At 59.1% G+C, this 12,614-nt stretch carries 5 protein-coding genes; all 5 read left to right on the plus strand.

The window, feature by feature from the left end; genetic code table 11:
* The first annotated feature begins 43 nt into the window (after window positions 1–43).
* The 5 genes from BN1800_RS41630 (at window position 44) to BN1800_RS30255 (ending at window position 12,425) form a co-directional block, all read left to right on the plus strand.
* A complete protein-coding gene (locus BN1800_RS41630; protein ID WP_167333926.1) occupies window positions 44–208 on the plus strand; it encodes a hypothetical protein in 165 nt (54 codons plus the stop codon).
* 436 nt (window positions 209–644) lie between these two features.
* On the plus strand, window positions 645–9,161 hold the full coding sequence (locus BN1800_RS30240; protein WP_087002740.1) for a glycoside hydrolase family 94 protein: 8,517 nt from the start codon (window positions 645–647) through the stop codon (window positions 9,159–9,161).
* Window positions 9,162–9,258: 97 nt separating this feature from the next.
* Window positions 9,259–10,494: an OpgC family protein gene (locus BN1800_RS30245; protein WP_087002742.1), complete on the plus strand. Its 1,236-nt coding sequence runs from the start codon at window positions 9,259–9,261 to the stop codon at window positions 10,492–10,494.
* 154 nt (window positions 10,495–10,648) lie between these two features.
* On the plus strand, window positions 10,649–11,962 hold the full coding sequence (locus BN1800_RS30250; RefSeq protein WP_087002772.1) for an MFS transporter: 1,314 nt from the start codon (window positions 10,649–10,651) through the stop codon (window positions 11,960–11,962).
* A 139-nt stretch (window positions 11,963–12,101) separates the two neighbouring features.
* The gene (locus BN1800_RS30255) at window positions 12,102–12,425 is read left to right on the plus strand and encodes a DUF6074 family protein (protein ID WP_087002774.1); all 324 of its coding nucleotides are present in this window, start codon (window positions 12,102–12,104) and stop codon (window positions 12,423–12,425) included.
* The last annotated feature ends 189 nt before the right edge of the window (window positions 12,426–12,614 follow it).

The following is a 12,614-nucleotide window of genomic DNA, read 5'->3' on the forward strand; positions in this document are numbered from 1 at the left end:
GCCGGCTGATCGCCGCATCCACAAGAAGAGACGGAGGCAACACATGGCAGACTTGGGTATGTCGCATACTCACGCGAACCATTATGGTTCCGTACCGGCCAAGAAGCCGGCCTCAACGCGCCAGAAGCTTCATTTTGCGCTCAATGCCGCGCTGTTTGCCGCGGCGTTCGCGTTCGTTACAGCTTTGGTCTGCGGCGTTATCAGCTGATGGAGCTTTCGTGCTGACATATGTCGGCACGTAATGAACTTCCTTTTCAAATCGCTGGTTGAAGCAAGAACTTCGGCCAATCACAATTGCGGTCCAATCATGTTATAGATCCGGTGCCTGAGGGTGCCGGATTTTTCTTTGAACAGCGAATATCTGCCGAATTGAGATAGGCGAAGCTGCGCAATTCCGTGCCTCTTGACTTGAATTATCGGGATGGTGTCCAACTTTCCCGGATGGTTCTTCGGGGTGGAGGCAAATGGCAGCTATGACCGGCAGAATCGTGCCATAAATCAGGCCTAAACCGTTTCGTATCGAAAATCTGCGGCTTTCGCATCTTCCTGCAAAGGCCCTTGGCCGTTCATGTCGCAGTCATAATTGCCGGTGCAAAAGGCTAGGCAAAATCACCATAACTTAGTTTGGATCCAGAACCGAACCCATGACAATTTCCATTCCGTCTCCAAGCCCATCGCGCGAATCCGAAGTCAAGCACATCGATCACAACGACTCGATCCGCTCGACCTACCTGTCGATCGAAGACATCAAGGCGATGGGTGAATTGGTCGCCCGCAAAGGCGTCGATTCGCTGCCGGCCTTCACCGCCTTCGATTTTTTTGCACGGCATAAGGAGAACGAGAAGGAAATCCTACGCGTGTACCGCACGACCGCGGCCGACGTAGAAGCGGGCGAGACAATCACGCCTGCCGCCGAATGGCTTCTCGATAACCACTATATCGTCGAAGAGGCAATTCAGGAGGTCCGCCGCGACTTCCCGCGGCGCTTCTATCGCGAACTGCCGACCATCGATGTCGATGGCGTGCAGGTACCGCGCACGCTGGTGCTCGCCTGGCTCTATGTCGCTCACACCCACAGCACCGTTTCACAGGAAAGTCTGACGGCGCTTGTCGATGGCTTCCAGTTGGGCGAGACGCTGCGCATCGGTGAGCTCTGGGCTGTCCCATCCCTCGTCCGCTATGTTCTCGTCGAAAACCTCCGCCGTATTTCCAGCCGCGTTGAGCGTAGCCGGCGCATCCGCCGCCGTGCGAACGAGGCGGCCGATGAACTCGTGCGTTTGGACGATCCGGCGAAGGCTGCGGAATATCTGAGAACGCTGGAGCCGCTTGCCGAGGACAATACCTTCTCGACGCAGTTCCTCTATCGCATGCGCGACGGTTCGCAGGCGTCTAGCCTTGCGATCGCCTGGCTCGACGAGCGTCTGGAAATGCTCGGCCGTGATACCGAAGAAGCGACGATGGCGGAGCACAGCCGCCTGTCCTCCGGCAATGTCACGATGGGCAACATCATCCGGAGCCTTCGCGAGATCGATGACGCGGAATGGTCGGTCTGGGTCGAGCAGGTCAGCCATGTCGACAAGCTGCTCTGGGAGAATTCCGATTACGGCATCCTCGATTCGGGATCACGCAACAAATACCGCAAGCAGATCGAAAAGCTCGCCAAGCGCTCACCGCTGACGGAAATGGAAGTCGCGCAGCTTGCGCTCGACATGACTAGCCAGGCGAGGGCGTCGGAGGAGCCGCAACCGCATGAGCCGAACGTCGGCGGCTATCTTGCCGGCACGCATAGGCCGAAGCTTGAGGAACGTGCCAATTATCGCCCGACCCTCGTCCAGCATTTTGTCCGAACTGTCCGCAAGTTCAATTGGCTGTCGATTGCTGTTCCCGTCATGCTGCTTACGATCATCGCGATGGCGATCGTCGGGCGGCTCATGGCCAATGCCGGCATGGGCACGCTGGAAATCGCCATATTGCTGATCATGTTCTCTCTTCCGGCATCGGAGGGAGCAACAGGTCTTTTCAATACCTTGCTGTCCTTCTTCGTGACGCCGTCGCGCCTTGTCGGCTACGAGTTCAAGGAAGGCATTCCGGAGGATGCGCGCACGCTGCTTGTCGTGCCATGCCTGATTTCGAACCGCGACAGCGTCGATGACCTGGTTCGCAATCTTGAGGTTCACTATCTCGCCAATCCGCGCGGCGAAATCTATTTCGCGCTGCTGAGCGACTGGCCGGACAGCGACGCCGAGGAGACGGCAAACGATCTCGAAGTGCTAGACTACGCCAGGCGCGAAATCGCCAATCTTTCGGCACGTTACGCCTATGACGGCAAAACGCGCTTCTATCTCCTGCATCGCCGCCGCCTCTACAACCCGTCCGAGGGTGTATGGATGGGCTGGGAGCGCAAGCGCGGCAAGCTGCATGAGCTGAACATGCTTTTGCGCGGCGACAGCGACACGACTTATCTGCCGGGCGCCAATATTGCTCCGGCTGGCGTTCAATATGTCATGACGCTTGATTCTGACACGCGCCTGATGCGCGATGCCGTGACCAAGCTTGTCGGCAAGCTCTACCATCCGATCAACCGTCCGGTGATCAATCCGAAGAGCGGCCGCGTCGAAAGCGGCTATGGCGTGTTGCAGCCGCGCGTGACCCCGTCGCTGACGACCGGAAAGGACGCTTCGGTCTTCCAGCGCGTCTTCTCCATCAATCGCGGTCTCGACCCTTATGTCTTCACCGTTTCCGATGTCTACCAAGACCTCGCGGGCGAAGGCACGTTCACCGGCAAGGGCCTTTACCATGTCGATGCTTTTGAGACTTCTCTCAGGGGCCGTATCGATGAGAATTCGGTGTTGAGCCACGACCTTCTCGAAGGCTCGATGGCGCGTTGCGCGCTCGTCACCGATCTGGAGCTCGTCGAAGACTTCCCGATCCGCTACGAAGTCGAGACGTCACGCCAGCATCGCTGGGCACGTGGCGACTGGCAGCTTCTGCCATATATGTTCAATCCGAAATACGGCGTCACCGCTCTCGGGCGCTGGAAGATGTTCGATAATCTGCGCCGGTCGCTGACGCCGATCGCCTGGTTTTTCGCTTCCGTGCTCGGCTGGTATTTCATGGGCCCGCTTGGCGCACTCGTATGGCAGATACTCCTGATCTTCTGCCTGTTCGTTGCGCCGACGCTGTCGCTCATCCACGGCATCATCCCGCGCACCAGCGATATCGTCGCACGGGCACATCTCTATACCGTCTGGTCGGATATCCGCGCTGCGAACGCCCAAGTGGCCCTTCGTATCGTCTTCATTGCCGATACCGCTTGCATGATGGCCGATGCGATCGGCCGTTCGCTCTATCGTCTTCTCGTCAGCCATAAACTGATGCTGCAATGGCGTACCGCCGCCAGCGTTCAGGCGGGCGGGCAGGGAACAATCCTCTCCTACTACAGCGCCATGTGGCACGCTCCGGTGCTTGCGCTGCTCGCACTCGGTTTTGCGGCACTTCCCGGCGACAACGCATTTCTCGTCGGCATTCCGTTTTCCCTGTTGTGGATCCTTTCACCACTCGTTGCCTGGTATGTTAGCCAGTCAGCAGAAACCGAAGACCGGTTGGAAGTTGCCGATTCGGTATCGAGCGAGCTTAGAAAGATCGCGCGCCGCACCTGGCGTTATTTTGAGACCTTCACCACGGCGGAACAGAACTACCTGCCGCCAGATAATATTCAGGAAACGCCGCACGTCATCGTCGCGAGCCGTACCTCGCCGACCAATATCGGTGTGTATCTGCTCTCGGTCGTTTCCGGCCGCCAGTTCGGCTGGTTTTCCTTCGAGGAAACGATCGAGCGGCTGGAGCAGACGATCGCCACCATCGACAAGATGGAGAAGTACCGTGGGCACCTCTTCAACTGGTACCACACCGACACGCTGCAGACGCTTGGGCCGCGATATGTTTCCGCTGTCGACAGCGGCAATCTCGCCGGCCACCTGATCGCAATTTCGTCTGCCTGCCGCAACTGGGCCGAGGCGCCTTCGGCGCATATGCAGGGCAATCTCGACGGGGTCGGCGATACCGCCGGCATTCTCCGTGAAGTGCTCGCCGACCTGCCGGATGATCGCAAGACCGTCCGTCCGCTTCGCCGCCGTCTGGAAGAACGGATTGTCGGCTTCCAGAACGCGCTCGCAGCAGTCAAGCGCGAGCATGAGTTCGCTTCGATCCGCGTCATCAATCTTGCAGTTCTTGCGCGCGACATCCAGAAACTTGCGGCAAACCTCGATCACGAGGTGAAGTCGGCGCTTAGCGGCGAACTAACGCGCTGGGCGGAGTCGCTCGTCAGAGTTTGCGAAGCGCATATTTCCGACAGCACATTCGACCTTTCGAATATCGACGCGTTGCGCCCGCGCCTGATTGCGCTTCGCGACAAGGCCCGCGATCTCGCCTTTTCGATGGACTTCAGCTTCCTCTTCCGTCCGGAACGCCGTCTTCTTTCGATCGGCTACCGTGTCGAAAGCGGCGAGCTCGATCAGGCCTGCTACGACCTCCTGGCGTCGGAATGCCGTCTCACCAGCCTCTTCGGCATCGCGAAGGGCGACCTGCCGACGGAGCACTGGTATCGCCTCGGCCGCCAAGTCGTGCCGGTCGGTCCGCGCGGCGCTCTGGTCTCTTGGTCCGGCTCGATGTTCGAATATCTGATGCCGCCGCTCGTCATGCAGGAGCGCGGCGGGGGTATTCTCAATCAGACCAACAATCTGGTCGTGGTCGAGCAGATGAACTACGGACGCAAGCTCGGTATTCCGTGGGGCATTTCGGAAGCGGCCTTCAATGCTCGCGACCATAACCTCAACTATCAATATACGAACTTCGGCGTGCCTACGCTCGGCCTGAAACGCGGTCTCGGCCACAATGCCGTCATCGCGCCCTATGCCTCGATTCTCGCCAGCCAATACGACCCGCGGTCGGCACTCGAAAATCTGCAGCGCCTGCGTAAGCTTGGTGCGCTCGGCAAGTTCGGATTCCATGACGCCGTCGACTTCACGCCGACCCGCGTGCCGGAAGGCAAGAAATGCGCAGTTGTCTATAACTACTATGCGCACCATCACGGCATGTCGATCGCGGCCGTCGCCAACGTCGCCTTTAACGGGCATCTGCGCGAACTCTTCCATTCCGATCCGGTAATCGAAGCCGCCGAATTGCTGCTGCAGGAAAAGGCGCCGCGCGACATCCCCGTTATGAGCGGCAAGCACGAATCGGATACGCCCGCCAGCATCCAGGAAGACCTGTTGCGGCCGGAACTTCGCAAGATCGCCGATCCACTTTCGCGCGACCGCGAACTCGTGTTCCTGTCCAACGGTCACTATTCGATGATGTTGACGGCGACCGGTGCCGGCTATGCGCGCTGGAACGGCCAGGCCGTTACCCGGTGGAAGGCAGACCCGACGGAAGACCGCTGGGGGAGCTTCATCTTCCTGCGTGATACGGCGACCAACGAATGGTGGTCCGCGACGGCCGAACCGAAAAGTGTCGAAGGTGAAAAGGTCAATGTGCTTTTCGCCGACGAAAAGGCGGAATTCACCAAGGTCGTTGGCGACCTCAGCAGCGAATTGGAATGCATTGTTGCGACTGAACACGATGCAGAAGGCCGCAGGCTGACGCTTGTGAATATGGGATCGGAAGACCGCTTCATCGAAGTTACCTCCTATCTGGAACCCGTGATCACGACCGACGATACGGACAATGCCCATCCGGCATTCGCGCGCATGTTCGTGAAGACGGAATTCGGCAAACGCGGCGACGCCATCCGTGCCGAGCGCAACAAACGCGATCCGGGCGAACCGAACATGAGCATTGCCCATCTGATCGTTGATAGTGCCGGTCCTTCACGCCAGACGGAATTCGAGACCGATCGCCGCAAGTTCATCGGCCGCGGCCGCAGTCTCGCGGATGCCGCAGCTTTCGATCCCGGAGCGACCCTTTCGGGCACCGACGGCTTTACGCTCGATCCGATTCTTTCCCTTCGCCGCACGGTGCGTGTACCGGCCGGCAAGAAGGTCAGCGTGATCTTCTGGACCATCGTCGCCCCCAGCCGCGACGAAGTGGATAAGGCCGTCGCGCGCTATCGCCACGCCGATGCCTTCAACCATGAGCTCGTGCAGGCCTGGACACGTACGCAGGTGCAGATGCGCCACGTCGGCGTGACGTCGCAGCAGGCCGCCGCCTTTCAGTATCTCGGCCGGCATCTGGTCTATCCGGACATGGATTTGCGCGCCGATGCCGCGGTAGTTCGCGCTGGCATGCACTCGCAATCGTCGCTGTGGCCGCTCGCGATCTCCGGCGACTTCCCGATCTTCATGTTGCGGATCGATGACGATATGGATCTTGACATCGTTCGCGAGGCATTGCTGGCGGAGGAATATTTGCGCTCGCGCGGCGTGACGGCCGATCTCGTCATCATGAATGAACGTGCATCCTCCTATGCGCAGGATATGCAGCACGCCGTCGACCAGATGTGCGAAAACGTGCGCCGCATCGGCCAGGCCGATGGTCTTCGGCAGCATATCTTTGCCGTCCGGAAGGATTTGATGGAGGAGGCGACCTATCATGCACTGATGGCCACTTCGCGCGTCACCTTCCATGCGAAGAACGGCAAGGTTGTCGATCAGATCAACCGCGCCATCGCCCTTTCTGCGCCTTCCAAGGACGAAGTGCAGGAAATGGAACGCGAGCAGCGTAAGACTCCGGTCAAGCGCGTGGCGCGCGTCGTGAAGCCCAAGCCGCCGGCGCTTGCGATCGAGGAAGAAGGCGATCTCGACTTCTGGAACGGATTCGGTGGATTTGCACGCGACGGCCGCGAATATGTCGTCCGCCTTGCCGGCGGCACGGCGACGCCGCAGCCCTGGATCAACGTGATCTCGAACGACAAGTTCGGCTTCCACGTGTCTGCGGAAGGCGCGGGTTTCACCTGGAGCGTCAACTCGCGCGACTACCAGCTGACCTCGTGGTCGAATGATGCCGTCGTCAACCGCTCAGGCGAGGCGATTTACGTCACCGATCTGGAAACCGGCGCGCTGATGACGCCCTTTGCTGGGCTTTCGCAGCGGAGCGATGTCCGCTTCGAGGCACGCCATGGTCTCGGCTACTCCGTCTTCTCCAGCGAGCAGAACGACATCGCGCTGGAAGTGACGCAGACGGTCGATCGCCAGAGGCCGGTCAAGCTGCAGCGCGTCCGGTTGCGCAACATGGGCACTACGGCGCGCAAGCTGCGGCTCTATGGCTATGTCGAATGGGTTCTCGGCAATAATGCACAGCGCTCGGTGCCTTTCATACTCTCATCGAATGATGAGGAAACCGGCGCACTCCTTGCCGCCAACCAGTACAGTATCGACTTCTCGAACCGCGTGTCCTTCTTTGCCGCCAGCGTGAAGCCGTCCAGCTTCACAACAAGCAGGCGCGAGTTCATCGGCAAGGCAGGTACGATCCAAGCTCCTCAGGCGCTCAAGCCATCCGTTGCACTTTCCGGCGCCACGGAACTTGACGGCGATCCGGCAGCGGCGCTCGCAATCGATATCGAAATCGGCGCCGGGGAAGAGCGTGACGTCACCTTCTTCCTGGGCGACACGGCATCGCGGGAAGAGGCCCAAACCTTGATCGCCGAGATCCGCAAGACCTCCGTTGAGGACACCGTTCAGGCAAACCGCGATTTCTGGCAGAGCTTTACCGGCAAGGTTCAGATTTCGACGCCGAACCAGGCGATGAACAATCTCGTCAATGCCTGGCTGCCGTATCAGAGCCTCGGCTGCCGCATCATGGCGCGGTCTGCCTTCTATCAGGCAAGCGGCGCTTTTGGCTTCCGCGACCAGTTGCAGGATACGCTGGCTTTCGTGCTTCAGGAACCGTCGCTTGCGCGCAACCAGATCGTCAATGCTGCCTCGAGGCAGTTCCGCGAGGGCGATGTCCAGCATTGGTGGCTGCCGGGAACTGGCGCGGGTGTCCGCACACTGATCTCGGATGACGTGGTCTGGCTTGCCTATGCGATCCACCACTACTGCACCACAACAGGCGACAAGAGCGTGCTCGACGAGGAACTTCCTTTCCTTGAAGGGCCGGCGCTGCTCGAAGGCCAGCACGACTCCTTCTATCGTCCGGAAGTCTCGGACGACAAGGTCAGCATCTACGAGCATGCGGCATTGGCGCTCGATCTTGCGATCAAGCGCAAGGGGGCCAATGGCCTGCCGCTGATCATGGGGGGCGACTGGAACGACGGCATGAACCGGGTCGGTATCCATGGCCAAGGCACGAGCGTCTGGCTCGGCTGGTTCCTGGCCGGCGCGCTGCGGTCCTTCACGCCTTTTGCGGAAGAGCGGGGCGACACCGCCCGCGTCGAGCGCTGGACGAAACATCTCGTCGAATTGAAGAAGGCGCTCGAAACCGCCGGCTGGGATGGCGGTTATTACCGCCGAGGCACATTCGACGACGGTAGCCTGCTCGGTTCGAAGGAAAGCCTGGAATGCCAAATTGATTCGATCGCGCAATCCTGGAGCGTGCTTTCCGGCGAAGGCGATCCGGATCACGCGGTCAAGGCCATGGACGCGCTTCTGAACCGCCTCGTGGATAAGGAAGCACGGATCATCCGCCTGTTTACCCCGCCTTTTGCTACGTCGGTCAGGGATCCGGGTTATATCAAGGCCTATCCTCCGGGCGTTCGCGAGAATGGCGGCCAGTATACGCATGCAGCCACTTGGGTGGTCATGGCGCTTGCTCAGCTCAACCGGGGTGACGAAGCGATGGCCTGTTTCGAACTCCTGAACCCGATCACCCATGCGCGCGACAAGGCATCGGCCGAGCACTATCGAGTCGAGCCCTACACCGTCGCTGCCGACGTCTACGGCGAAGGTGCGTTAAAGGGCCGCGGCGGCTGGACGTGGTATACGGGTTCCGCGGGCTGGCTCTATCGTGCCGCAGTCGAGGGGATTCTCGGTATCCGTTTGAAAAACGGAAAGCTTTTTGTTCGCCCGGCGCTGCCGAGTGGTTGGGACGGCTTTTCGGCAGAGATCGAACACTCAGGTGTGAAATATCGCATTTCTGTCTCAAAATCGTCCCATCCGGACGGTTACACTTTGGAGATCAACGGCAGCGAAGTCGCCAATCCCCACGAGGGATATCCGGTCGGATAGCAGCATTTTCCACGCTCACACTCCGGCGATTCGTTGCAGCCAAAAGGTGAAACTTTTTGGCTGCAACTGCGTTTGCAGGTCAAACAGGAGAGACATCATGGCGGCTACGCCGGAAAACGCCATCGGCGCTGAGCGCTTGTCCCAATCCGCAGCGCGGCCAGCGCGCGATACGAGGCTCGATGTTTTGCGCGGCCTTGCCCTCATCACGATTTTCATCAATCACGTTCCCGGCCAGATATTCGAATACGTGACGACGAAGAATTTCGGCTTCTCCGACGCTGCGGAAGCCTTTGTGCTGGTTTCGGGCATTGCGGTCGGACTCGCCTACGGCTCCGGCTTCAAGGTCGGGAAGCGGCTGGACACGGCGAAGAAGGCGATCAAGCGTGCCTTCACGCTCTATCTCGCCCATATGATTACGACCTTCATAACGCTCGCGCTGTTCATTTGCGGCGCCTGGTTGTTCCACCGGCCGGGATTATTGGTCGAAATCAATATCCTCGCCGTCTTGATGAACTTAACCGATGGAATACCCGCTCTGCTTCTGCTTGGTCACCAGATCGGCTACAACAACATACTGCCGATGTACGGCGCCCTGATGCTCATGGTGCCAGTCATCTTGCTTCTGCACTCAGCCCATCCGCTGGTGGCGCTCGGTGTTTCGGGTGCTGTGTGGCTGCTTGCGGGCATCTATCAGATCGCGCCGCACAACATGCTCATCGCCGACTACTGGTTCCTCAATCCGCTCTCGTGGCAGTTCTTGTTCACGATCGGCGTTGTCGGCATCATGCATGTAAAGCGCGGCGGCAAGCTGCCTCAGCATCCGGCGCTTTTCATTCTCGCATCGAGCTATGTGGCGCTGTCCTTCGCGTGGGTGGTCGGTCAGCTTTGGGATCTCGGAAATTCGCTTGCGGCGCTTGGCTTGCCGCCTGTCCTTACCGGTTTCGACAAGACTTTCCTGTCACTGCCGCGGCTGCTGCATGTGCTGGCGCTCAGCTACCTCATAATCAATATTCCCGTGCTATCTCGTATCCTGCGCCGTCCGTCCGATCATCCACTGACCATCATCGGCCGCCACTCGCTGAATATTTTCGTCGCGGGAACAATCCTCGCGATGGCGGGTCAGGTGCTGCTCTACATTACTAATCACGACCAGATGATCGGTCCGCTCTTTGTTGTCGCAGGCATCTCGGGTCAGTTCGCTTATGCTTACCACCTCGAGCGCAAGCGCATCGACGGGAGCGCGAAGGCCAGGTCGATGGCGCGCAGCGCTTCCGTTCCCGTCGCCGTACGCGTTGGTGATGGCCCAAAGCTCTATCGGGACGGCCGGAAATAGCCCACTTCTTTGCGATACTAGAACCGGCTGGCGGATCCGGCAGCCGGTTTTGATCAATCGGCCGAGGGCAACGCCAGCCTGCGGTCGACAATTGACAATGGCGGGCCGGCTCTATCTGCACCCGCCTCAGATGCAATTGCTCGAGGAGAAATTCATGGTTGATGAAAAGCAACTGATTTCCAAAATCACGTGGCGGCTCATGCCGTTTCTAGGCATTCTTTATCTCATTGCCTACATCGATCGCCAAAATGTCAGCTTCGCCAAATTGGAAATGGTCGGCGCGCTTGGCATGAGCGAATATGCCTACGGCCTCGGCGCCTCGCTCTTTTTCATTGGTTATTTTCTGTTTGAAGTCCCGAGCAATCTGCTGCTCGAGCGGTACGGCGCCAGCAAATGGTTTGCGCGTATTTTGCTCTCGTGGGGCGCTGTTACCGTCGCGCTGGCCTATACGCAGAATGCGACGATGTTTTACATTCTCCGCTTTCTTCTCGGCGCCTGCGAAGCCGGGTTCTTTCCGGGCGTCCTTTATCTGCTGACACTTTGGTATCCGTCCACCTATCGCGGGAGGATGGTCGGATTGTTCATGATCTTCAGCGCTCTTGCCAATGCTGTCGGCGCACCGCTCGGCGGCGTGCTGCTCGATCTCGATGGGCTCTATGGTATTGCCGGCTGGCAATGGGTATTCATCGCGACGGGCATTCCCGCCGTCATAGCAGGCGTGGTCACTCTGTTTTTCCTCTCGGATCGGCCGGAGAGTGCAAACTTCCTGAGCGATGCGGAGAAGAGCTGGCTGAAACGCAGGCTTGAGGTGGAAAATGCAGACATGGACAAGAACGCGGAGAACGGCTTCAAGGCGCTCATCAACCCGAAGGTGCTTCTGATGGCATTGTGCTATGTCGGCTTTCCCCTTGCAGCCTACGGCCTCAGCTATTGGCTCCCGACCATCGTCAAGGAATTCGGCGTCAGCAACACGGCCAACGGCTTTCTAAACATCATACCCTGGGTTCTGGTGGCGGTGGCTCTTTATATCGTCCCGTCGATGGCAGACAGGGCAGTCTCGAAGACGCCTTATATCGTCATTCCAGCCCTGCTGGGCGCCATATGCCTTGTCCTTTCGGCTGTTATTCCGGATCATGGCGTTCAGTTTGCATTTCTCTGCATCGCTGCAGCGGGCATCTTCGCCGGCCAACCGGTTTTCTGGAGCCTGCCGTCACGCTTTCTGAGAGGTGCCGGCGCGGCGGCCGGGCTCGCCGCAATCAACTCCGTCGGCAATCTCGGCGGTTTTGTCGCCCAAAACGTCGTGCCCTGGATCAAGGACAGTACGGGAAGCACGATTGCGCCGATGTTTTTTCTTGCCGCATGCCTGGCTGCCGCCGCGCTGCTGGTGTTCGTGGTCGGGCGCCTGATGCCGCGTGGGCAGATTTCCGCCGAAGAAAGCGGGGCTGTGCAACAGCGCGCGCATACCTAACAACCGCAAGCGGAAGTCCCAGCAGAGATATAAGGCTGCTGGGGCTTTGGCTTTCGAGTTCTGTTCAGGGATCTCAGCAGGAGAAGGTAAACGTTAACCAACGGAGCCTAACAGTCTCATGGAAACATGGATTGATTCGATGGCATCTTCTTTCGACACCCCTCTCGCCGCGCTGACCGCAAGCGAAATCGTGATATTTCCAAGCATCCCCCGGCCAGGGGATATCGAGCGTTGCGCCGCGACGCTCGACGATCTGCACGGAGAACCGGCGGTCGGCTTCTGGAAAGCGGAATGCCGTCTGCTGGCGGACGAACTTGCGCGATGCGGCTTGCGCGAGGAGAAGATCCGGGAGCGCGTCATGTCCTTCCAGGCTGCAGTGCAAGCCGCCTTGGTAGAGAGACATCAGTTGCGCGCTTTATCCGAAAGCCGCGCGAGGCAAGACAGACAGCGCCGTCGCTTCTGATGCGACAAAGCGCTTGTCCTCTGCCGCAGCCGTAACCGGCATCAGCCTTGAGTCTCGTCTGAAGTACTGAGCCCGTATCGATTTACGATTCATCGTCAGCGCTGTTTCAGCCCCACGTTGTCCTTCCCGCCTTAATCTGTGATTGCCTTTCCATGGACGAGCGAAGGGAGTTTCTCCATGGAGAGTACA

Origin of the sequence: Rhizobium sullae (genome assembly GCF_900169785.1) — a bacterium.
Lineage (GTDB): Bacteria > Pseudomonadota > Alphaproteobacteria > Rhizobiales > Rhizobiaceae > Rhizobium > Rhizobium sullae.